Here is a 23,318-nt window from a genome sequence, read left to right on the forward strand (position 1 = left end):
ACTTTATAGCACGCCTAGTGTTGGCTGTCTTTGTCGAGTTTATAGGCAGGTCGATCGCATGACTGTTTTGGTGGCAGCGCAGCAAACTGAAACGCCCGACACCCTCCCGAGTCGCCAAGCCCGGCTCGCTTATCGTGGCGGCCAGGTCGGTTCCACGGCAGGGGTCGCCCCCGGCTTCGTTCAGGGCAACCTCGCGATCCTGCCGGCCGAATATGCCAGCGCCTTTCATCGCTTCTGCCAGCTCAACCCGAAGCCGTGCCCGATCATCGGCATGTCCGACGTCGGCAGTCCGTACATCCCCGCGCTGGGCGCCGACCTCGACATCCGCACCGACGTGCCGCGCTATCGCGTCTGGCGCGACGGCGAGGTGGTCGACGAGCCGACCGACGTGAAGAGCTACTGGCGCGACGATCTCGTGACTTTCGTGCTCGGCTGCTCGTTCTCGTTCGAGGAGGCTTTGCTCGACGAGGGCATGCCGATCCGGCACATCGAGCAGAACGTGCGCGTGCCGATGTACCGTACCAACATCGCCTGCGGCGAGGCCGGTCCTTTCGCAGGTCCCATGGTGGTGTCGATGCGCCCGTTCAAGCCGGCCGATGCGATCCGCGCGGTGCAGATCACCTCGCGCTATCCCGCCGTGCACGGGGCGCCGGTGCATCTCGGCCACCCGGATCTGATCGGCATCAAGGATATCGCCAAGCCGGACTACGGCGACCCGGTGCCGGTTGCCGAGGACGAGATCCCGGTGTTCTGGGCGTGCGGCGTGACGCCGCAATCGGTGATCAACGCCGCGAAGCTGCCGTTCGCGATCACGCATTCGCCCGGCCTGATGCTGGTGACCGATCTCAAGAACAGGACCATGGCCGTGATTTAGTGGGCAGCATTTGCTGCTTGTTCAGGCTTTACCGCATCCATCAATCGCTTCATTCGATCAGCCGAAATTCAGTAACAGGGGACTTTGCCATGACGATCTCTCGCCGCGACGTGCTGCTAGGAGCCACCGCCGCTGCCGCGCTGGTGCCGCTTGCTGCACGCGCGCAGACCTCGGAAGTCGTGATCGGCGTGATCTATCCGTTCTCCGGCGGCAGCGCGCAGCAGGGCGTCGACGCCCAGAAGGCCTATGAGACCGCGCTCGAGGTCATCAACAAGGACACCGATTTCGATCTGCCGCTGGCGAAGGGCGAGGGCCTGCCGGGCCTCGGCGGCGCCAAGATCCGCCTCGTGTTTGCCGACCACCAGGCCGATCCGCAGAAGGGCCGGGCCGAGGCCGAGCGCCTGATCACGCAGGAGAAGGTCTCCGCCATCATCGGCACCTATCAGAGCGCGGTCGCGGTCACCGTCAGCCAGATCTGCGAACGCTACCAGATCCCGTTCGTCTCGGCGGACAATTCGTCGCCGAGCCTGCATCGCCGCGGTCTCAAATATTACTTCCGCGCCTCCCCGCATGACGAGATGTACTCGGCCGCGATGTTCGACTTCTTCGACGCCATGAAGAAGAAGGGCACCAAGATCGAGACGCTGTCGCTGTTCCACGAGGACACCATCTTCGGCACCGACTCCGGCAATGCCCAGGCCAAGATCGCCGGCGAGCGCGGCTACAAGATCGTCACCGACATCAAGTATCGCGCCAACTCCCCCTCGCTGTCGGCCGAAGTGCAGCAGCTCAAGACCGCGAATGCCGACGTGCTGATGCCGTCGAGCTACACCACCGACGGCATTCTGCTGGTCAAGACCATGGGTGAGCTCGGCTACAAGCCGAATGCGATCGTGGCGCAGGACGCCGGTTTCTCCGAGAAGGCGCTCTACGACGCCGTCGGCGACAAGCTCGAAGGCGTGATTTCGCGCGGAACCTTCTCGCTCGACCTCGCGCAGAAGCGTCCGATGGTCGGCAAGATCAACGAGATGTTCAAGGCGCGCTCGGGCAAGGATTTCAACGACCTCACCTCGCGCCAGTTCATGGGCCTGATCATCCTGGCGGACGCGATCAACCGCGCCAAGTCGGCCGACGGCGAGAAGATCCGTGATGCGCTGGCCGCGACCGACATCCCGGGCGAGCAGACCATCATGCCCTGGAAGCGAGTCAAGTTCGACGAGATGGGCCAGAACAACGACGCCGACCCGGTGCTGCTGCAGTATGTCGGCGGCAAGTTCGTCACCATCTTCCCGCCGCAGGCCGCGATCGCCGAGGCGATCTGGCCGATGAAGTAGGGTTTCGCGGAGCGGGAGCTCAGACGTAGCTCCCGCCCTCATCCTGAGGAGCGGGCATGGCCCGCGTCTCGAAGGACGAGGGTGGGCCATCTCGAGACGCGCGCCGGTGCGCGCTCCTCAGGATGAGGACGTATTTCGGGGGACAGACTTTTGACAGCCCAAGCCATTATCCAGAGTCTCGCGAGCGGCCTTCTCATGGGCCTGCTCTACGGGTTGATCGCCGTCGGCCTTGCGCTGATCTTCGGCCTGATGGACGTCACGAACTTCGCGCATGGCGAGTTCCTGATGATCGCGATGTATCTGTCCTTCTTCCTGTTCGCATTCTTCGCGATAGACCCGTTGCTGTCGGCGCCGTTGGTCGCCGCAGCAATGTTCGTGTTCGGAGCGGTGATCTATCTACTCATTGTACGCTTCGCCATGCGGGCCAAGGCCAATGCCGGCATGGTGCAGATCTTCACCACCTTCGGCCTTGCCATCCTCATGCGCGGCCTCGCGCAGTTCTTCTTCACGCCCGACTATCGCAGCATTCCGCAGTCCTGGGTCGGTGGCAAAACCATCTCCATCGGGGGGATCTTCCTGCCGGAGCCGCAGCTGATCGGTGCGCTGGTCTCGATTGCGGCCTTTGCCGGCCTCTACTTCTTCATCCACCGCACCGATTTCGGCCGCGCGATCGAAGCGACGCGCGAAGATCCCGGTGCGGTCGCACTGGTAGGCATCGACAAGAACCGCGTATTCGCATTCGGCTGGGGTCTCGGCGCGGGATTGGTCGGTCTCGCCGGCGCGATCATGGCGGTGTTCTTCTACATCTATCCCGATGTCGGCGCGTCCTTCGCGCTGATCGCCTATGTCACGGTGGCGCTCGGCGGCTTCGGCAGCGTGTTCGGTGCCTTCGCCGGCGGCATCATCGTCGGCCTTGTCGAGGCGAGCACCGCGTTGCTGCTACCGCCCTCGCTGAAGTCGGCCGGCATCTACGCCGTCTACCTTCTCGTTGTCTTCATCCGGCCGCGCGGCCTGTTCGGATCGATGTAATGGACAAGGATTTCGCAGCGCGGCGCCGCCGCGACCTCATCATCGCCGCGGTGCTCGCCGGGATTGCCGCGGTTACGCCATTGTTCGTGAAGGACGTCGTCGTCCAGAACATCCTGATCCTGACGCTGATGTATGCAGGACTGTCACAGAGCTGGAACATCCTGTCCGGCTATTGCGGGCAGATCTCGCTCGGACACGCGCTGTATTTCGGCCTGGGGGCCTACACCACCGAGCTGCTGTTCATGAAATTCGGCGTGCTGCCCTGGTTCGGCATGCTGGCGGGCGGCGTGGTGTCGGCGCTGATCGCGATGGGGCTCGGTTATCCCTTCTTTCGCCTGCGCGGCCATTACTTTGTGATCGCCACCATCGTCATCGCCGAAATCGGGTTGCTTCTCTTCCATAACTGGGAATGGGCCGGTGCCGCGATGGGCATCACCATTCCGATCCGCGGCGACAGCTGGCTGAAATTCCAGTTCGTGCGCACCAAGCTGCCATACTTCTATTTCGCGCTGGCGCTGTGCTGTCTCGCCTGGTTCGTCACCTGGTGGCTGGAAGACTCCAAATGGGGCTTTTGGTGGCGCGCGGTGAAGGACAATCCGGAAGCCGCCGAGAGCCTCGGCGTCGTCGTGTTCAACTCGAAGATGGGTGCCGCCGCCGTCTCCGCCTTCCTGGTCGCGGTGGGTGGCAGCTTCTACGCCCAGTTCGTCTCCTACATCGATCCGGAAAGCGTCATGGGCTTTCAGTTTTCGTTGTTGATGGCGCTGCCCGCCGTGCTCGGCGGCATCGGTACCCTGTGGGGGCCGGTGCTAGGCGCCGCCATTCTGATCCCGCTGACCGAGCTGACGCGCTTCAAGTTCGGCGGCTCGGGGCGCGGCGTCGACCTCATTGTCTACGGCACGCTGATCGTCCTGATCTCGCTGGCCCTGCCGCGGGGGCTGTTGAGCCTGTTTTCACGCCCGAAGAAGACGGGAGTCGCACGATGACCGCGCTGCTTGAAACCCGCGGTGTTTGGCAGCGGTTCGGCGGCCTCGTCGCCAACAGCGACGTCTCGATCTCGGTCGGCCGCGGTGAGATCGTCGGGCTGATCGGCCCGAATGGCGCCGGCAAGTCGACGCTGTTCAACCTCATCGCCGGCGTGCTGCCGCCGACGCAAGGCTCGATCTGGTTCGATGGCGAGGACGTCACCCACATGCCGGCAGCCGAGCGCTGCCAGCGCGGAATCGGGCGTACCTTCCAGGTGGTCAAGAGCTTCGAGACCATGAGCGTTGTCGACAACGTCATCGTCGGTGCCCTGGTCCGCAACACCGTGATGCGCGAGGCCCGACGCAAGGCGCATGAAGTGCTGGAGTTCACCGGCCTTGCCGCGCGTGCCGATGTGCTCGCGAGCGACCTCGTGCCGGCCGAGAAGCGCCGCCTCGAAGTCGCGCGTGCGCTTGCGACCGAGCCGAAACTTCTGCTGCTCGACGAAGTCCTCACCGGCCTCACGCCGACCGAGGCGCAGACCGGCGTCGCGCTGGTGCGCAAGGTGCGCGATACCGGCATCACGGTGCTGATGGTCGAGCATGTCATGGAGATCGTGATGCCGCTGGTCGACCGCGCCATCGTGCTCGACCTCGGCAAGGTGCTGGTCGAGGGCAAGCCCACTGAGGTCGTCCGCGATCCCAAGGTGATCAGCGCATATCTGGGAGATCGTCATGCTGTCGGTGCATGAAGTCACGACCGCCTATCAGGGCCTGGTCGCGATCTCCGCGGTCTCGATCGAGGTCCAGAAGGGCGAAATCGTCTGCGTCGCCGGTGCCAACGGCGCGGGCAAGTCGACGCTGCTCAAATCCATCGCCGGCGCCGAGCGTCCGCGTTCGGGCACGGTGACGTTCGACGGCAAGCGCCTCGACGGCATGGCGCAGCATCACATCACGGCCACCGGCATCGCCTATGTGCCGGAGAACCGCCGTCTGTTCCCGCGCCTGTCGGTGCGCGACAATCTGCGCCTCGGCAGCTATCTGTATCGCGGCGAAGCAAACCGCGAAGAGCCGCTCGATCTCGTCTTCACGCTGTTCCCCCGTTTGTCCGAACGCCTCGAGCAGCGCGCCGAGACGCTAAGCGGCGGCGAGCAGCAGATGCTCGCCATCGGCCGCGCGCTGATGACGCGCCCGCGGCTGCTGATGCTGGACGAGCCCTCGCAGGGCATCATGCCAAAACTGGTCGACGAAATCTTCCAGGCGGTTTTGCGCATTCGCGATGCCGGGATGACCGTGCTGATCGTCGAGCAGCGCATGGCCGAGTGCCTGGAGATCGCCGACCGCGCCTACATCCTGCAAACCGGCCGCGTGCTGATGCAGGGTGCGGCGGCGGAGATCAAGGGTAACCCGGATGTGCGGAAGGCGTATCTGGGGCTGTAAAGGCAAAGTGTTGGGCGCGTTCGCGTAACACACGCGATGTCATCGCCCGACTTGATCGGGCGATCCAGTACTCCGAGAGATCAGCGAGATACGGAGAAGCCGCGGCGTACTGGATTCCCCGCCTCCGCGGGGAATGACAGCGGTGACTGAGGCAGCACCGTCGCGCTCTTCACGAGGTGCTAGTGTTCGTGCCCATGCTCCGGCAGTGCGAGCCCGAACACCTTCACCAGATCCGTCACCTGCTCCGGAGACAGATACCGCGGGTTCAGCCCGCGCAGCAGCAGATACAGCTTCGCCGTCTCCTCCAGCTCCTCGGTCGCGAACACTGTTGCTTCCAGCGTGTCGCCGGCAACCACGGGGCCGTGATTGGCGAGCAGCACGGATGAATATTTCCCCGCCAGCCCCTTGATTGCGTCCGCCACCGCGGGATCGCCCGGGCGATAATAGGGCACGAGCGCGGTGGCGCCGCATTTCATCAGGTAATAGGCCGTCATCGGCGGCAGCGCGGCGCGCGGGTCGATCTCGGGCAGCATCGAGAGCGCGACCGAATGGGTGGAGTGCAGATGCACGATGGCGCGCGCACTGCCGCGCGTGTCATAGAGCGCGGTGTGCAGCGGAACTTCCTTGGTGGGCGCATCGCCCGAGACCAGGCGGCCGCGCTCGTCCAGCCGCGACAGCCGTGCCGGGTCGAGGAAGCCAAGCGAGGCATTGGTCGGCGTCACCAGCCAGCCGCCGCCGTCCAGCCTGACGCTGATATTGCCGGAGGAGCCCGGTGTCAGCCCGCGTTCGAACAGGGATCGTCCGAAGCGGCAGATATCCTCACGCAGCGATGTCTCGTTGCTCATGGCCGTCATGTCTGCTTGTCTCACGCTTTGGCAGCGCGGCCAAGCCGTGTTATTTGGTTGACCAAGCTGCCGCAAAGGCGGCAATCCGGGAAACGTTCGCAAGGTTTAGTTGAAGGGTCAGTTGCATGTCCGCCTCCAATTCTCAAAATCAGCGCATCGCCGTGATCGGGCTCGGCTCGATGGGATACGGCATGGCGACCTCGCTGAAGCGCGCCGGCCATGCCGTCACCGGGTGCGACGTCTCGGCTGATGCAGTGGCGCGGTTCGTGAAGGACGGCGGCGCGGGCGCGACGACGCCGGCGGAGGCGGCCAAGGACGCCGACATCGTGGTCAGCGTCGTCGTCAATGCCGCGCAGACCGAGACCATCCTGTTCGGCAAGGACGGCGTCGCCGAGACCTTGCCGAAGGATAGCGTTTTCCTGTCTTCGGCCACCATGGACCCGGACGTCGCACGCCGCCTCGCCAAACAACTGGAGGCGACCGGCCGGCATTATCTCGATGCGCCGATCTCGGGCGGCGCGCAGCGTGCCGCGCAGGGCGAATTGACCATCCTCGCGTCCGGCAGTGCGGCGGCTTTTGCAAAGGCGCGCCCCGCGCTCGACGCCATGGCGGCAAAGCTCTACGAACTCGGCGATGCTGCGGGGCAGGGCGCCGCGTTCAAGATGATCAACCAGTTGCTGGCCGGCGTGCACATCGCAGCGGCCTCCGAAGCCATCGCGTTCGCGGCCAAGCAGGGCCTCGACATCCGCAAGGTCTATGAGGTGATCACGGCGTCGGCCGGCAATTCCTGGATGTTCGAGAACCGCATGCCGCACGTGCTCGACGGCGATTACACGCCGCGCAGCGCGGTCGAGATTTTCGTCAAGGATCTCGGCATCATCCAGGACATGGCGCGTAGCGCCCGATTCCCGGTGCCGGTCTCGGCTGCCGCCCTCCAGATGTTCCTGATGACGTCAGCCGCCGGCATGGGCCGCGACGACGACGCCTCGGTGGCGCGGATGTATGCGCAGGTCACCGGCGTCAAGCTTCCCGGCGACAAGTAGAAGAGGATTCCAATGCCCCGTTTCGCCGCCAATCTCTCGATGATGTTCACCGAGGTGCCGTTCCTCGACCGCTTCGATGCCGCCGCGCAAGCGGGCTTCACCGCGGTCGAGTTTCTCTTTCCCTATGAGCATCCGGCTGAAGCCGTCGGCGAGCGGCTCAAGCGCAACGGCCTGATCCAGGCGCTGTTCAACCTGCCGCCGGGCGACTCGAACGCCGGCGAGAAAGGCTTTGCGGCGCTCCCCTCGCGGTTTTCCGATCTCAAGGCCAGCCTGGAGACGGCACTGCCTTACGCGAAGGCGACGGGCGTCAAGCGACTGCATTTGATGGCCGGAATCGCCAATCGCGGCGAGCGCGTCGCGATCGAGGCGTTCTACAAATCGGTGGCCTGGGCGGCGGAGTTCTTCGCCCCGCACGGCATCGACATCGTGATCGAGCCGATCAACGCACGCAACGTGCCCGGCTACTTCCTCAACGATTTCGGCTTCGCGCGCGACCTGATCCAGGAGCTGAGGCTTTCGAACCTGAAGCTCCAGTTCGACATCTATCACTGCCAGATCATTCATGGCGACGTCACCATGCGCCTGCGCGAGATGATGCCGCTCATCGGCCATGTCCAGATCGCCAGCATCCCATCGCGCAACGAGCCCGACGGTGAGGAGCTGAACTATCCCTTCCTGTTCGCCGAGCTCGACCGGCTCGGCTATGCCGGCTTCGTCGGCTGCGAATACAATCCGCGCGGCAAGACCACCGATGGCCTTGCTTGGTTCAAGCCCTATGCCGGAGTGAAGCCGTGACCCTCGCACTGGGCTGCATCGCCGACGACTACACCGGCGCCTCCGACCTCGCCAACACGCTGACGCGCGCGGGCCTGCGCACCGTGCAGACCATCGGCGTGCCCGCTGACGACCTGGCGCTGCCCGAGGTCGACGCCGTCGTGGTGTCGCTGAAGAGCCGCTCGATCGAGGCGGGGCTTGCCGTGTCGCGCTCGCGCGCGGCCGAGCAATGGCTGCGCGGCCGCGGCGCGAGCCACGTGCTGTTCAAGATCTGCTCGACCTTCGATTCCACCGATGCCGGTAATATCGGTCCGGTGATGGATGCGCTGCGCGCCGATTGCGGCGAGGCGAGCGTACTGGTGACGCCGGCCTTCCCGGAGACCGGCCGCACCGTCTACCAGGGCAATCTGTTCGTCGGCGCCGTGCCGCTGAACGAGAGTCCTCTCAAGGATCATCCGCTCAATCCGATGCGCGATTCCAGCCTGGTGCGCGTGCTGGCGCGCCAGAGCAAGACGCAAATCGGCCTCGTCGACCTCGCCACCGTGACGCGCGGCGCCGATGACGTGCGGGCCCGGCTTGCCGAACTCGCGGGCAAGGGCGTCGGTGCCGCGATCATCGACGCCGTGTTCGACCGCGACCTCGAAACCATCGGCCTCGTCGCTGCAGAGCACCAGCTGTCGGTCGGCGCCTCCGGCATGGGTCTCGGGCTGGCGCGGGCGCTGGTATCGACAGGCAAGGTCAAATCGACGGCGGCTAGCAGCGAGGCGTGGGCAGCGGTCGGCGGACCCGCGGCCTGCCTTGCCGGAAGCTGCTCGCAGGCAACGCTGCAACAGATCGCCAATGCCGAACGCGTCATGCCGGTGCTTCATCTCGACCCGGACCGTATTATTACGGGCAGGGACGAGGCGCAGCGCGCGCTGGCCTGGGCGAAGCCGCTTCTCGCCGAAGGTCCGGTCCTGATCGCGTCGAGTTCGACGCCGGATCAAGTCGCAGCGCTGCAGGCGCGCCACGGCCGCGACGCCGCCGGTCACGCCATCGAGCAGGCGATGGCCGACCTCGCCGAGGGCCTGGTGCAGGACGGCGTCAAACGATTGATCGTCGCAGGTGGTGAGACGTCAGGCGCCGTGGTCGATCGGTTGAAGATTCCCGGCTTTCTCGTGGGAGTGGAAATCGCCGCGGGCGTTCCGGTGCTGCGTGCGGTCGCGGCTGAAAAGGGCGACATGTTGCTTGCTTTGAAGTCCGGAAATTTCGGCGGCACGGATTTCTTTTCCGATGCGCTTACGCTCATGCGCTGAGCGCAGAGCATTCTTAGCGCCATGTTCATTTGTTTCGGGCTTCCGTACTCGTACGGAGTCGTAGTTAACATCTGCTCAGGTGCTCTGTTGTCTGATGTCGGCGCTGCTCCCTTTGTTTAATTCGTAAAAACTTGACGCGCGCCCGCGCCAGCACAATGAGACCTGTAATGCTCGCCACCATTTCCATCCGCGCCAAGATCATCAGTGTCGTGGCGTTCCTGCTGGTCGCGATGGCCGGCATGGGCCTGCTCGCCGTCATGAAGATGCGGGCGATGAACGCCAATACGGTAGACATCACCACGAGCTGGATGCCAAGCGTGCGCGTGCTCGGGGATCTCCGCGCCGGCGTCATCACCTATCGCAACGTCATCCGCGAACACATGCTGTCGGAAACGCTTGACGAGAAGCTCGCGATGGAGAAGACGCTCGCGACCGTGATCGAGGCCAACACCAAGTTTCGCAAAACTTATGAGGGCATGATCACCTCGCCTGAAGAACGGGCACTTTACGCTGAATGGTCGAAGCTCTGGGAGGAGTACAAGAGGGGCACCCAGGAGGTCATGGCGCTGTCGCGCAAGGAGGCCGGCAAGGTCCCGCACGAGGCGCATGAGCTGAACACCAAGACGGTCAACAAGATCGGGCTTCAGGCCGACGAGGTCCTGCGCAAGGACATCGAGCTCAACACCAAGGGCGGCGACCAGGCTGCTGCGGATGCTGCCGACAGTTATTATTATGCGTTCATGCTCGTCGCGGTCATTCTCGGCGCCGCCGTCGTCATCGGCACCGGCGTTGGCTTCTACCTGGTCCAGGACGTCTCCAGCGGCATAAACTCGATCACCGAGCCGATGCAGGCGCTGGGCAAGGGCGACCTGTCCGCGGACGTCCCCCATCGCGGCGAGAAGACCGAGATCGGCGCCATGGCCGACGTGCTCCAGGTGTTCAAGGAAGCGCTGATCGCCAAGAAGGCAGCCGACGAAGCTGCGGCCGCCGATGCCGAAGCCAAGATCGAGCGCGGCCGCCGCGTCGACAACATCACCCGCGAATTCGAAACGATGATTGGCGAGATCGTCCAGACCGTGTCGTCGGCCTCGACCCAGTTGGAGGCCTCCGCCTCGACGCTAACCACGACCGCCGACCGCTCGCAGCGGCTCGCGACCACCGTTGCCGGCGCTTCGGAGGAAGCCTCGACCAACGTGCAGTCGGTGGCTTCGGCCACCGAGGAGATGGCCTCGTCGGTGGGCGAGATCAGCCGCCAGGTGCAGGAATCGGCCCGGATGGCGGGTGACGCCGTCGGCCAGGCCCGTGCCACCACCGAGCGCGTCAGCGAACTCTCCAAGGCGGCTTCGCGGATCGGCGACGTCGTCGAACTGATCAACACCATTGCCGGCCAGACCAACCTGTTGGCGCTGAACGCGACGATCGAGGCGGCACGTGCCGGCGAAGCCGGTCGCGGCTTCGCGGTGGTCGCTTCCGAGGTGAAGGCGCTCGCCGAGCAGACCGCCAAGGCGACCGGCGAGATCGGCCAGCAGATCTCCGGCATCCAGGCTGCGACCAACGACTCGGTCGGTGCGATCAAGGAGATCTCCACGACCATCGAACGTCTCTCGGAAATCTCCTCGGCGATCGCCGCTGCTGTGGAAGAGCAGGGCGCAGCAACCCAGGAGATCGCCCGCAACGTGCAGCAGGCAGCCCAAGGCACCCAGCAGGTTTCCTCGAACATCACCGACGTGCAGCGCGGCGCGACCGAAACCGGCACCGCGTCCTCGCAGGTGCTTTCGGCGGCTCAGATGCTGTCGAACGACTCCAGCCGGCTGAAGGCTGAGGTCAGCAAGTTCCTGACTAACGTCCGCGCGGGGTAAGCCTCCGCGCGACCTGTCGATCCAGACCACGAGCGGCGCCAAAGACGCCGCTCATTTTGTCCTCAGACGCGGCCATCTGTGAGGGACCCGGCGCATGGCTGCGATGTCGATTTTGCAACGCGGTAGCAGGGAAGTGAATGCAGGCAAGCCGGCGGGGGTTAGCCTTTCCGACAGTGCTCGGGTAAAGGGGAACGAGGATATCCCCGTGGGGGCGGATTCCGTTTCCTAGCTTGACCTGGAATTGCCTGGCGCATGATTGCTCTGGTCCGTATTGCCCTGAGCCGGCCCTATACGTTTGTCGTGCTCGCGCTGCTGCTGCTGATCATCGGACCGCTGGCGGCGCTGCGGACCCCGACCGACATCTTCCCGGACATCCGCATTCCCGTAATCGGCGTGGGCTGGCAGTACACCGGCTTGCCGCCGGACCAGATGTCCGGCCGCATCACCACGCCGTTCCAGCGCGCGCTGACGACGACGGTCAACGACATCGAGCACATCACCGCCAACTCCTATAACGGCTTTGGCATCATCAAGATCTTCTTCCAGCCGAATGTCGACATCCGCACCGCCAACGCGCAGGTCACTGCGATCTCGCAGACGCTGCTCAAGCAGATGCCGCCGGGCGCGACGCCGCCATTGATCCTGAACTACTCTGCGTCCACCGTGCCGATCATCCAGGTGGCGCTGTCGGGCGACGGCCTGACCGAGCAGAACCTCGCCGATATCGGCATCAACCAGCTCCGCACGCCGCTTGTCACCGTGCCCGGCGCGGCGATCCCGTATCCGTTCGGCGGCAAGCAACGCCAGGTCCAGATCGACCTCGATCCGACCGCGCTCCAGGCCCGTGGCCTGTCCGGCCAGGATGTCGCCAATGCGCTCGCAGCCCAGAACCTGATCACGCCGGTCGGCACCCAGAAGATCGGGCAGTTCGAGTACAACATCCAGCTCAACAACTCGCCGCTCAAAATCGACGAGCTCGGCAATCTGCCGATCAAGACCGTCAACGGCGCGATGGTCTATGTGCGCGACGTCGCCACCGTGCGCGACGGCAATCCGCCGCAGACCAACATCGTCCATGTCGACGGCAATCGCTCGGTGCTGATGATGGTCTTGAAGGCGGGCGCGACCTCGACGCTCGATATCATCGCCGGCATCAAGCAGAAGGTGATCGACGTCAAGGACCAGATGCCGGACGCGCTGAAGATCGGCTTCATCGGCGACCAGTCGGTGTTCGTTCGCGGCGCGATCGAGGGCGTTGCGTTCGAAGGTGTGATCGCGGCGCTGCTCACCAGCGTCATGATCCTGCTGTTCCTCGGCAGCTGGCGCTCGACCATCATCATCGCGGTTTCGATCCCTCTGTCGGTACTCGGCGCCATCATCATGCTGTCTGCGATCGGCGAGACGCTGAACATCATGACGCTCGGCGGCCTCGCGCTCGCAGTCGGCATCCTCGTCGACGACGCCACCGTCACGATCGAGAACATCAACTACCATCTGGAGCAGGGCAAGCCGGTCGAGCAGTCGATCCTCGACGGCGCAAACCAGATCGTGACGCCGGCCTTCGTCTCGCTGCTCTGCATCTGCATCGTGTTCGTGCCGATGTTCTTCCTCACCGGCGTCGCGCGCTTCCTGTTCGTGCCGATGGCCGAAGCGGTGATGTTCGCGATGATCTGGTCGTTCCTGCTGTCGCGCACGCTGGTGCCGACCATGGCGAATTACCTGCTGCAGCCGCATGTGCATCACGACGGTGCGCCGCCGAAGTCGCGCAATCCTCTTGTCTGGTTCCAGCGCGGCTTCGAGGCGCGATTCGAGCGCATTCGCGGCGGCTACCACAATCTGCTGGGGCTGGCGCTGGCGCACCGCGCTGTGTTCGTGATCGGCTTCCTCTGCGTGGTCGGCGCGTCCTTCGCATTGGTGCCGTTCCTTGGCCGCAACTTCTTCCCGTCGGTCGACGCCGGCAACATCCTGATGCATGTCCGCACGCAGGTCGGCACCCGCGTCGAGGAGACCGCCAACCAGCTCGCCGACGTGCAGAAGGCGGTGCGCAAGCTGATCCCGGGCGAGATCGAGACCATGACCGACAACATCGGCATGCCGATCTCCGGCATCAACATGACCTACAACAACACCGGCGTGATCGGCCCGCAGGACGGCGACATCCAGATCAAGCTGAAGGAGGGCCACAAGCCGACCGAAGAGCATGTGAAGGTGCTGCGTGAGCAGCTGCCGCGTCTGTTCCCCGGGGTCAGCTTCGCGTTCCTGCCCGCGGACATCGTCAGCCAGATCCTGAACTTCGGCGCGCCGGCACCGATCGACCTGCAAATCCGCGGCCCCAATATCAGCGCCAACTTCGCTTACGCCAACAATCTGCTGGCCAAGGTCCGCAAGATCCCGGGCGTTGCCGATGCACGCATTCAGCAATCGCCGAACAACCCCACCTTCAACATCGACGTCGACCGCACCCGCGCGCAATATGTCGGGCTGACCGAGCGCGACGTCACCAACAGCCTCGTGGTCAATCTCGCCGGCTCCTCGCAGGTGGCGCCGACCTACTATCTCAACCCCGACAACGGCGTGTCGTACTCGATCGTGATGCAGACGCCGCAGTACCAGATCGATTCGCTCAGCGCGCTGCAGACGCTGCCGATCACGGCCGCCGGAAATTCACAATCGCCGATCCTCGGCGGCATCGCCGATATCAAGCGCTCGACCTCGAGCGCGGTGGTCTCGCAATACGACATCCAGTCGATGGTCCAGATCTTTGCCACGACGTCCGGGCGCGACCTCGGCGCGGTGTCCGCCGACATCCGCCAGCTGATCGCGGACACCGCCAAGGAGGTGCCAAAGGGCTCGTCCGTCGTGCTGCTCGGCCAGGTGCAGACCATGAACAGCGCCTTCACCGGCCTTCTGTTCGGCCTGCTCGGTGCCGTCGTGCTGATCTACTTCCTGATCGTCGTGAACTTCCAGTCCTGGTCGGATCCGTTCGTGATCATCACGGCGCTGCCGGCCGCGCTTGCCGGCATCGTCTGGATGCTGTTCGCGACCGAGACGACGCTGTCGGTGCCGGCCCTCACCGGCGCCATCATGTGCATGGGCGTCGCCACTGCCAACAGCGTGCTCGTGATCTCCTTTGCCCGCGAGCGCTACGAGGAGCTCGGTGATCCCCTCGCGGCCGCGCTCGAGGCCGGCTTCGTCCGGTTCCGCCCCGTCCTGATGACCGCGCTCGCCATGATCATCGGCATGGCGCCGATGGCCCTGGGCCTCGGCGAGGGCGGCGAGCAGAATGCGCCGCTTGGCCGCGCCGTCATCGGCGGCCTGATCTTTGCAACGTTCGCCACGCTGATGTTTGTTCCCGTGGTTTTCAGCATGGTACATAAGAAACAAGGCGCCAAAGCCGCCGCCCCATTGGAGACTGCGCATGTCGCCCACTGAACCCCGCTCCCCGGTGTCGCGCCGGAAACTGGGCATCTTCGGCGTGGTGGCGCTGATTGCGGCGGGCCTCGTCGTGGGCACCGGCATCCGGGCCCGCGAGGAGCAGGGCTCTAGCCTGAAGCAATGGACCGACGATCAGGCCGTTCCCAGCGTCGCGGTGACCCAGCCCAACGCCAAGGCTCTCAATGCCACCCTCGACCTGCCGGGCCGGCTGGAGGCCTATTACCGCGCGCCGATCTTTGCTCGCGTTCCCGGCTATCTCAAAAGCTGGAGCGCCGACATCGGTGCGCGGGTGAAGGCCGGTCAGGTGATCGCCGAGATCGAGGCGCCCGATCTCGACCAGCAACTGCTTCAGGCCCGCGCCGACCTCGCCAGCCAGCAGTCCAGCGCCAGGCTGTCGGAAGCCACCCTTAACCGCCGCAAGACGCTGGTCGCCTCCAACTTCGTCTCCGCGCAGGAGATCGACGAGCGTACCGCTGATCTCTCCAACAAGAACGCGGCGGTTCGCTCGGGCCAAGCCAATGTCGAGCGCCTCGAAGCGCTGGCCGGTTACAAGAAGATCACCGCTCCGTTTGACGGTGTGGTCACGGCGCGCGACACCGACGTCGGTGCGCTGATCAATTCAGGCGGCGGCTCGGGCCCGGCGATGTTCGTGGTTTCCGACATCACCAAGCTGCGCGTCTACATCAACGTTCCCCAGAACTACGTGCCCGCGATCAAGATCGGCGCCAAGGCCACCCTGGTAATGCCGGAGTATCCGAACCGGACCTTCCAGGCGACGGTGGAGGCATCATCGCAGGCCGTCGACGTCGCCTCCGGCACCACGCGCATGCAGCTTGGCCTCGACAATTCGAGCGGCGAGCTGATGCCCGGCGGCTATGCCAGCGTGAAGCTGAGCCTTCAGCGCGACTCCGCGCCGCTCAGCATCCCCGCCAGCGCGCTGATCTTCAACAGCAATGGCTTGCGCGTCGCGACCGTTAGCGCGGACGACAAGGTGCAGTTCAAGACCGTGACGATCGCCCGCGACCTCGGCCGCGAGATCGAGCTCGCCTCGGGCATCGCAGCCGATGACCGCGTCATCACCGCGCCACCGGACGGCCTCTCCGATGGCGATGCAGTCCGCGTCGTTGGCGCCAAGGGCAAGCCGACGACGGCGTCGGAGAAGCAGGCGCCGAAGGGGTAAGGCTGTCTCGTGCCCCGGACGCAGCGCAGCACGAAGTGATGCGCTGCTGAGCCGCGGCCCATCTCTCCTCGATGTATCCTGTTGCTTTCTGGGTCCCGGCTCTGCGGAGCGGCATTGCATGCCGCACCGCGTCCGGGACACGCGAACTAGCTACGTCACTCGCCACACCGGCGCGCCGTCGGCGGCCATCGCGATCTCGCCGATTGAACCCACCGGCGTGCGATCCATATTCAGCAGGTGCCCCAGCGTCGCACTATCGCTCGCCGGAACCCGCGCCAGCGTGCGTCGGTCATCCGCCGTGCGCAGCATCACCACACCGTGCTCGGCATCGCCACCACGGCCGTAGAGCACCGTAAAGCTCTCGACCTTGCCCTTGCCGCTCGGCTCGGTGACGAACTCCGGCACCGCGCGCTTGTTGCGGTCGGCGTCGGCCTGCACGCTCGTCTCCTGCGCCACCGCCTCGCGCGGCGGAGTCTTCGCCAGCACCAGCGCGTGGTGCTTGGTGACGAAGCCGCCCTGGCCGTAGAGCAGGCCAAGCTTGGCGCCGCCGCGCAGCCGCCGCACCATCGCGCAGGCCGCATGGGTCATATAGGTGTTGAGCGGCGCGCCGAAGAAGGTGAGACCGCCGGTCACGGTCGGCTGCACGTCGGCGGAAAGGCCCAGCGTCCGCCGCGCCATCTTGGGCACGCACGGGAAACAGCTGTAGAGCTCGATCGCGTCGAACTTTTTGCCGTCGCCACCGGCGAGATCCATCACGGCTTTCAGCACGGCGTTCTGCGGATGGCTTTCATAAAACTGGTCGCGCAGCAGATAGTCGCGCGGCTCTTCCGCTGAGGCGCCGCCGAGCGGGTAGACGAGCTTGTCCTCGGCAATGCCGGCCGCGCGGGCCTTGGCGAGGCTGGTGAGCAGCAGCGCACCGCCCATGTTGACGCTTGGGTTGGCCACCATCAGCTTGTTGTAGGGCCAGGCGATCAGGCGGTTGTCCGCCGTCGGCGTCGTGATCTCGTCCGGCGCATAGCGCCGCTTCAGCCAGGCAGTCGGATTTTCTGCGGCGGCGTCCGAATAGCGCGACCACAGCGTGCCTGACTCTGCCATCGCCTCGCGCGGTGTCTGGCCCCAATGGGCGGAGGAGGCGGCCTCATAGAACGGATAGACGGTGACGGGACGGAACACCCCGAGCTTCACCGCCAGCGGCTTCTGGAACGCCGCGCCGCGCTTGGGCTCCTCGACGTCGTGAGCGAACGGTGTCCATGGCAGCTTGGCGCCGGCGCGTTCGGCCTTGGTCGCGGTCGATTGCGCTTCCGCGCCGCAGATCGCGGCCACCGTGCATTCACCGCGCGCGATGCGCTTTGCCGCCTCGTGGATGTAGCGGATCGGGCTTTCGCCGCCGACCGGGCCATAATAGCAATGCGAAGGCGAGATGCCGAGGCGTTGCGCCAAAAGCCTCTCGGGATCGCGATAGCGCCAGCTCAGGAAGTTGACGACGTCGAGCGACTGCACCTCGCCGAGCAGCTTTGCGCCGGCATCAGCTTCGGCGCGCTGCAGCGCCTGTTCGAGCAGGTCGAGCGGTTCGAGGCCTTCCGTGATTTCTTTGGGGCGATCGACGATCTCGCCGATGCCGACGATGACGGGAATGCGGTCGGGGGAAAGCGGTTTTGTCATTTCTTCCTGGTTCACGTTTCAGATTTTCGGCACGCCGTCGCCCTTCGAGGGCCGCTGAAGAAGCGGCCACCGCAGGGTGACGGCTACAGAGGAAGCGTCATCCTGAGGTGCGCGCCGAGCGACGCTTGCGGCGCTTGGCGAGCCTCGAAGGATGGGCCAAACACACCATCACTCCGCCACCAGCGCGTTCATGTGCTCGATCGCCTCGGCAAACTCTTCCTTGAACTCCTGCACCACGGCACCCGCCGACTTCACGCTGTCGATCAATCCGACGCCCTGGCCGACGAAATAGCTGACGAGATCGCGCGCCCTCGCATTGCCGCTCGCCGCCGCGCGGTCGATCGAGTTGAAGGCGTCGCGGCTGATGATGCTTTGCAGCGGCATCGGCAGCGCGCCCGGGCTCTCCGGCGCGCGGTCCCAGGCATCGGTCCAGACGGAGCGGAGCTGCCGCGCGGGCTTGCCGGTGCGGCCCTTCGAGCGGACCGCGTCGCGCGAGGACGCCGCGATCATCTTCTCGCGAAAGATTTCCGTGGTCTCGGCTTCCACTGTCGCAAGCCACACCGAGCCGGTCCACGCGCCCGCTGCGCCCATCGCCATGCAGGCCGCCATCTGACGGCCCGTCATGATGCCGCCGGCCGCCAGCACCGGAACGTCGCGGACCTTCTTGATCGCCTTGATCACCTCCGGCACCAGCACCATGGTCGAGACCTCGCCGCAATGGCCGCCGGCCTCGGTGCCCTGCACGACGAGGATGTCGACCCCGGCCGCGACCTGGCGCAGTGCGTGCTCCTTGGCGCCGACGAGCGCGGCGACCGGCACGCCGTGCGTCTTGCCCATTTCGATCATCGCCTTCGGCGGCACGCCCAGCGCATTGGCGATCAGCCGGATCGGATGATTGAAAGACACCTCGAGCAGCTGGAGCGCCGTCTTGCCATCGAACGGCTGCGGCTGGTTGTCCGCAACGCTCGTCGTCGTCAGCTCGATGTCGTATTTCTTGAGGAGATCGCGGGTGTAATTGCGGTGCTGCTGCGGCACGCGTGCTTCCAGGCTCTTCCAGGTGACGTCCTTCTCGCCCGAGGTCGAGATGTTTTCGGGGATCAGCACGTCGATGCCGTAAGGCTTGCCGTCGACGTGCGCGTCGATCCATGTCAGCTCGCGTTCGAGAGTCTCCGGCATATGCGCGGTCGCGCCCAGCACGCCAAAGCCGCCGGCGCGGCTGACGGCGGCAACGACGTCGCGGCAATGGCTGAAGGCGAGCAGCGGGAATTCGATGCCCAGCATGTCGCAGATCGGCGATTTCATGGCTCTCCCTCCCGGCGGCAGCCTTCGTGTTGCTGTTGTTGCTCTGGCGTGCGAAGGCCATCGACGCTAGTCCATCGTCTTGCGCAATGCCAATCCGGATTTGGCAGGGCATCTTGCGTGCAGGCGCCGTCGCCGGCTGCAGCTGGTCATGACTTCCCCGGCAGGCCAAGTTGCATGACACGGGCGTGAGATCCGCGCCTCATGCAGATCGGGCGGCCTTGCCATCGGCCATTTGCGGGCTAATTAATGCAGACGCATCTTTTGCCGGAGCCCATTGCATGACCGAAGCCCCCGCCTACGTGCCGCCCAAGGTCTGGACCTGGAACAAGGAGAATGGCGGACAGTTCGCCAGCATCAACCGGCCCATCGCCGGCGCGACTCACGACAAGGAGCTGCCGGTCGGCAAGCATCCCTTCCAGCTCTATTCGCTGGGGACGCCCAACGGGGTGAAGGTCACAGTGATGCTGGAGGAGCTACTGGCGCTCGGCCACAAGGGCGCCGAATACGACGCCTGGCTGATCAGGATCGGCAATGGCGACCAGTTCGGCAGCGGTTTTGTCGACATCAACCCGAACTCGAAAATCCCGGCGCTGCTGGATCGCTCGGGTCCCGAGCCGATCCGCGTGTTCGAATCCGGTTCGATCCTGTTCTACCTCGCCGAAAAGTTCGGCGCCTTCCTGCCGAAGGACATCAAGACCCGCACCGAAGCGATGTCCTGGCTGTTCTGGCAGATGGGCAGCGCGCCCTATCTCGGCGGCGGCTTCGGCCATTTCTACGCGTACGCGCCGACCAAGATCGAATATGCCATCGACCGTTTCGCGATGGAAGTGAAGCGCCAGCTCGACGTGCTCGACCGTCGCCTCGCGGACAACGAGTATCTTGCAGGCAGCGAGTACAGCATCGCCGACATGGCGGTGTGGCCCTGGTACGGCGCACTCGCCAAGGGGCTGGTCTACGGCGCCGGCGAATTCCTCTCGGTGCAGGACTACAAGAACGTGCAGCGCTGGACCGACCAGATTGCAAAGCGGCCGGCCGTGAAGCGCGGCCGCATGGTCAACCGCGTCTCCGGCGATCCCGCCAGCCAGCTCCACGAGCGCCACGACGCCAGCGATTTCGACACGAAGACGCAGGACAAGATCGGCGAACTTGCTGCTGCGTCGTAGCCGCATTTCTGAATATCGTAGGGTGGGCCAAGCGACTTGTCCGCCGTAGCTCGAAGAGCGAAGGCGGAAGCGTGCCCACCACTTCTTGCGATATCGTGATGGTGGGCACGGCGCGCGAAAAGCGCGCCTTTGCCCACCCTACGGGCTTCCCGAGCGGGAAGAGGCGAAACCTTACGCCATGCTCAGCTCGTGGCGCCCCACCACCATCCAGTGCACCTCGTCCGGACCGTCCGCGAAGCGCAGGTGGCGGACGTCCTGATACATCTCGGCGAGCGGGGTCCAGTGCGAGATGCCGGTGGCGCCGTGCATCTGGATCGACTGGTCGATGATCTTGCACGCGCGCTCGGGCACCATGGCCTTGACCATGGAGACCCAAACGCGGGCCTCCTTGTTGCCGAGCACGTCCATCGCTTTCGCCGCCTTCAGCACCATCAGCCGCATCGCCTCGATCTCGCAGCGCGCCTGCGCGATGATCTGCATGTTGCCGCCGAGATGAGCGATCTTCTTGCCGAAGGCTTCGCGGGTCAGGCCACGCTGCACCATCAAATCGAGCGCCTTCTCGGCCTTGCCGATGGTGCGCATGCAGTGATGGATGCGGCCCGGGCCGAGACGGAGCTGCGAGATCTCGAAGCCGCGGCCCTCGCCGAGCAGCATGTTCTCCTTCGGCACGCGCACATTGTTGAAGCGCATATGCATGTGGCCGCGCGGGGCGTGGTCCTGGCCGAACACGTACATCGGGCCCAGCACCTCGACGCCGGGCGTATCGCGCGGCACCAGGATCTGCGAGTGCTGCTTGCTCGGCGCCGCATCCGGATTGGTCTTCACCATGACGATGAGGATCTTGCAACGGGGATCGCCAACGCCGGAGATGTAATACTTCTCGCCGTTGATGACCCATTCGTCGCCGACGAGCTTTGCCGTCGTCGAGATGTTCTTGGCATCGGAGGAGGCGACGTTCGGCTCGGTCATGACATAAGCCGAGCGGATCTCGCCGTTCATCAGCGGCTTCAGCCACTTCTCCTTCTGCTCCTTGGTGCCGACGCGCTCCAACACCTCCATGTTGCCGGTGTCGGGCGCCGAGCAGTTCATCGTCTCGGACGCCAGCGGGCTCTTGCCGAGCTCGGAGGCGATATAGGCGTAGTCGAGGTTCTTCAGGCCCTGGCCGGTCTCGTCATCGGGCAGGAAGAAATTCCAGAGCCCTTCCTGCTTGGCCTTGTTCTTGGCCTTTTCCAGCACCTCGAGCTGCTTCGGTGTGAAGCTCCAGCGATCTTGCTTGCCTTCACCCGCCTTGGCGAACTCGATCGACATCGGCTCGACGGTGTCGCGGATGAATTTCCTGACGTGATCGTAGAGTGGCCGGACCTGGTCCGACATGCGGAGGTCGTTCAGCTCGTCGCCGGGGTTGAGGGTGTAGTTGGTCGTGCGGGGAATGTAGGTATGCTTTGTCATTGTTCCTCCCGGTGAGCTGAGATCGCGTTGCGCCGGAGTTTAGTCGCAGCGCGGCCAAAGCGCGAGCGCGCATTTTTTCGCGCGCGAGCCATGCCACGCGATGGAATATCGCGGGGTGTTTGAAATGTTGTTTGAATGGCGCCGAAGTTTGGCGCGTCCGTGCGTCGATCTCCGCTGTCATCGCCCGATTCAATCGGGCGATCCAGTATTCCAGAGACCGCTGTCATTGAATCGAAAGGCCGCGGCGTACTGGATGCCCCGGTCAAGCCGGGGCATGACAGCGGCGGCTGTGGCTGGCCTAGTTCGCCATCCGGTGCATCGCGCAGATCTTGTTGCCGTCGAGGTCGCGCAAATAGGCGATATAGAGCTTATTCCCTGCGCCCTCGCGGATGCCGGGCGGATTCTCGATGGGTACTCCGCCGGCCGCGACGCCGGCGGCGTGCCACTTGTCGACCTGCTCCGGTGAGTTGGCGGCAAAGCCGATGGTGCCGCCGTTCGCGCACGTCGCGGCTTCGCCGTTGATCGGCTTGGTCACCGAGAACACACCGGTCTTGGTGATGTAGAAAATGCGATGGCCGTCGACCCTGGCCGGGCGCACTTCGAGCGTGCTCAGCAGGTCGTCGTAGAACGCCTTGGCCTTGTCGAGGTCGTTGGTGCCGATCATGACGTGTGAAAACATTTGCCGGTCCCCTTCAGAGTTTGTAGCCCGGATGGAGCGCAGCGAAGTCCGGGTTTTGCTTACTTCTGACAGTCCCCGGATTGCGCTGCGCTCCATCCGGGCTACGAAAATCAAAACGCCGTATAGCCGCCATCGATCACAAACGTATCCGCGGTATGATACGATGACGCCTTGCTCATAAAATACACCGCGATGCCGCCGAAATCGCTGGGCTCGCCGAATCGCCGCACCGGAATGCGCGGCATCACGTTGGCCACGAACTTGTCGTTGGCCATCAGGCCTGAAGTCATGTCGCTCTTGATCCAGCCGGGCAGGATCGCGTTCGCGGTGACGCCGTGGCGAGCCAGCTCGACGCCGAGCGCGCGCACCAGCGCGTTGATCGCCGCCTTGGTTGCCGCGTAATGCTCGTTGCGTGCGGTGCCGAAGATCGAGGCGAGACTCGATGTCGCGACCAGCCGGCCGAAGGAATCGCCCGCATTGGCGCGCTCTGTCATGTGCTTCGCGGCGGCCTGGAACGCGTGGAACACGCCGTCGAGATTGGTCGCGAACATCGTGCGCCATTCCTCCTCGGTACGCTCGATGAAGGAGCGCCGGCCGCCGCCGCCGATGCCGGCATTGGCAAAGCAGCCGTCAACACGGCCAAAGCTGTCGAGCGTCGCCTTCATCGCGGCGTCGACCGAGGCCGGGTCGGTGACGTCGCAGACGCGGCTATCGACCTTGCCGGGAAGGCCCGCCAGGCTCGCGGCAGCGCTTCTGTTCTTGTCAGCATTGCGGCCCCAGATTGAGACGTTGCAGCCCTGGCCGGCGAGCGCCTGCGCAATGCCGAGACCGATACCGCCGTTGCCGCCGGTGATCACGGCGACGCGGCCGGAGAGGTCGAAAAGGTTCATGGCGCGTTTCCTGTTTTTGCTTGGGGCGCATCAGCCGCTGCGCGCAAGATTGCTTGCTATGCTCTGATCACCATGGACAAGACCGTGCCAAAAATCAAATATGCGC

At 64.7% G+C, this 23,318-nt stretch carries 19 protein-coding genes; 13 read left to right on the plus strand and 6 right to left on the minus strand.

Features of this window, described 5'->3' with window-relative positions:
* Positions 1-58: 58 nt before the first annotated feature.
* From QSV46_RS09560 to QSV46_RS09585, 6 genes are all read left to right on the plus strand, one after another.
* Complete coding sequence (locus tag QSV46_RS09560) at positions 59-874, plus strand: putative hydro-lyase (protein ID WP_314949673.1); 816 nt, start codon at positions 59-61, stop codon at positions 872-874.
* Between the two features lie 89 nt (positions 875-963).
* On the plus strand, positions 964-2,208 hold the full coding sequence (locus tag QSV46_RS09565) for an ABC transporter substrate-binding protein (protein ID WP_314949675.1): 1,245 nt from the start codon (positions 964-966) through the stop codon (positions 2,206-2,208).
* 195 nt (positions 2,209-2,403) lie between these two features.
* Positions 2,404-3,237, plus strand: coding sequence for a branched-chain amino acid ABC transporter permease (locus tag QSV46_RS09570; protein WP_314949982.1), 834 nt, complete (start codon positions 2,404-2,406; stop codon positions 3,235-3,237).
* Entirely contained in the window at positions 3,237-4,220 is a 984-nt protein-coding gene (locus tag QSV46_RS09575; protein WP_314949677.1) for a branched-chain amino acid ABC transporter permease, read from the plus strand. Before QSV46_RS09570 ends, QSV46_RS09575 begins: the two co-directional genes overlap by 1 nt.
* Entirely contained in the window at positions 4,217-4,948 is a 732-nt protein-coding gene (locus tag QSV46_RS09580; protein ID WP_314949678.1) for an ABC transporter ATP-binding protein, read from the plus strand. Before QSV46_RS09575 ends, QSV46_RS09580 begins: the two co-directional genes overlap by 4 nt.
* Positions 4,932-5,636, plus strand: a complete 705-nt coding sequence (locus QSV46_RS09585; RefSeq protein WP_314949679.1) for an ABC transporter ATP-binding protein — start codon at positions 4,932-4,934, stop codon at positions 5,634-5,636. Before QSV46_RS09580 ends, QSV46_RS09585 begins: the two co-directional genes overlap by 17 nt.
* Positions 5,637-5,815: 179 nt before the next feature.
* Here the strand turns inward: QSV46_RS09585 and QSV46_RS09590 are convergent, their stop codons facing one another.
* Positions 5,816-6,490, minus strand: a complete 675-nt coding sequence (locus QSV46_RS09590; protein WP_314949681.1) for an aldolase — start codon at positions 6,488-6,490, stop codon at positions 5,816-5,818.
* A 116-nt stretch (positions 6,491-6,606) separates the two neighbouring features.
* On the opposite strand from QSV46_RS09590, the gene ltnD reads away from it, so the two are divergent.
* From ltnD to QSV46_RS09620, 6 genes are all read left to right on the plus strand, one after another.
* Positions 6,607-7,524 (plus strand): L-threonate dehydrogenase, encoded by a 918-nt coding sequence (ltnD, locus tag QSV46_RS09595; protein ID WP_314949683.1) that lies wholly within the window; start codon positions 6,607-6,609, stop codon positions 7,522-7,524.
* A gap of 12 nt (positions 7,525-7,536) precedes the next feature.
* Positions 7,537-8,319 carry a 2-oxo-tetronate isomerase gene (gene otnI, locus QSV46_RS09600; protein ID WP_314949684.1) on the plus strand — a complete coding sequence of 261 codons (783 nt, stop codon included), beginning with the start codon at positions 7,537-7,539 and terminating at the stop codon, positions 8,317-8,319.
* Positions 8,316-9,593: a 3-oxo-tetronate kinase gene (gene otnK / locus QSV46_RS09605; RefSeq protein WP_314949686.1), complete on the plus strand. Its 1,278-nt coding sequence runs from the start codon at positions 8,316-8,318 to the stop codon at positions 9,591-9,593. The genes otnI and otnK overlap by 4 nt, the downstream gene beginning before the upstream one ends.
* A gap of 167 nt (positions 9,594-9,760) precedes the next feature.
* The gene (locus QSV46_RS09610; RefSeq protein ID WP_314949687.1) at positions 9,761-11,452 is read left to right on the plus strand and encodes a methyl-accepting chemotaxis protein; all 1,692 of its coding nucleotides are present in this window, start codon (positions 9,761-9,763) and stop codon (positions 11,450-11,452) included.
* A gap of 252 nt (positions 11,453-11,704) precedes the next feature.
* Positions 11,705-14,884 carry an efflux RND transporter permease subunit gene (locus QSV46_RS09615; protein ID WP_314949689.1) on the plus strand — a complete coding sequence of 1,060 codons (3,180 nt, stop codon included), beginning with the start codon at positions 11,705-11,707 and terminating at the stop codon, positions 14,882-14,884.
* Positions 14,871-16,067 carry an efflux RND transporter periplasmic adaptor subunit gene (locus QSV46_RS09620; RefSeq protein WP_314949690.1) on the plus strand — a complete coding sequence of 399 codons (1,197 nt, stop codon included), beginning with the start codon at positions 14,871-14,873 and terminating at the stop codon, positions 16,065-16,067. The genes QSV46_RS09615 and QSV46_RS09620 overlap by 14 nt, the downstream gene beginning before the upstream one ends.
* Before the next feature lie 150 nt (positions 16,068-16,217).
* Here the strand turns inward: QSV46_RS09620 and QSV46_RS09625 are convergent, their stop codons facing one another.
* Both QSV46_RS09625 and QSV46_RS09630 read right to left on the minus strand, forming a co-directional pair.
* Complete coding sequence (locus QSV46_RS09625) at positions 16,218-17,729, minus strand: acetyl-CoA acetyltransferase (protein ID WP_314949692.1); 1,512 nt, start codon at positions 17,727-17,729, stop codon at positions 16,218-16,220.
* A gap of 168 nt (positions 17,730-17,897) precedes the next feature.
* Positions 17,898-19,031: a nitronate monooxygenase gene (locus QSV46_RS09630; protein ID WP_314949694.1), complete on the minus strand. Its 1,134-nt coding sequence runs from the start codon at positions 19,029-19,031 to the stop codon at positions 17,898-17,900.
* Between the two features lie 278 nt (positions 19,032-19,309).
* Here QSV46_RS09630 and yghU point away from each other — a divergent pair, with 278 nt between their 5' ends.
* The gene (gene yghU, locus QSV46_RS09635; RefSeq protein ID WP_314949696.1) at positions 19,310-20,194 is read left to right on the plus strand and encodes a glutathione-dependent disulfide-bond oxidoreductase; all 885 of its coding nucleotides are present in this window, start codon (positions 19,310-19,312) and stop codon (positions 20,192-20,194) included.
* A 171-nt stretch (positions 20,195-20,365) separates the two neighbouring features.
* On the opposite strand, the gene QSV46_RS09640 is transcribed toward yghU, so the two are convergent.
* The 3 genes from QSV46_RS09640 to QSV46_RS09650 all read right to left on the minus strand — a co-directional run bounded on the left by QSV46_RS09640 (position 20,366) and on the right by QSV46_RS09650 (position 23,212).
* Complete coding sequence (locus QSV46_RS09640; RefSeq protein ID WP_314949697.1) at positions 20,366-21,643, minus strand: acyl-CoA dehydrogenase family protein; 1,278 nt, start codon at positions 21,641-21,643, stop codon at positions 20,366-20,368.
* A gap of 298 nt (positions 21,644-21,941) precedes the next feature.
* Positions 21,942-22,322 carry a VOC family protein gene (locus tag QSV46_RS09645; protein WP_314949698.1) on the minus strand — a complete coding sequence of 127 codons (381 nt, stop codon included), beginning with the start codon at positions 22,320-22,322 and terminating at the stop codon, positions 21,942-21,944.
* A gap of 110 nt (positions 22,323-22,432) precedes the next feature.
* Positions 22,433-23,212 (minus strand): SDR family oxidoreductase, encoded by a 780-nt coding sequence (locus QSV46_RS09650; protein ID WP_314949700.1) that lies wholly within the window; start codon positions 23,210-23,212, stop codon positions 22,433-22,435.
* Between the last annotated feature and the right edge of the window lie 106 nt (positions 23,213-23,318).

Origin of the sequence: Bradyrhizobium cosmicum (assembly GCF_032290525.1) — a bacterium.
Lineage (GTDB): Bacteria > Pseudomonadota > Alphaproteobacteria > Rhizobiales > Xanthobacteraceae > Bradyrhizobium > Bradyrhizobium cosmicum_A.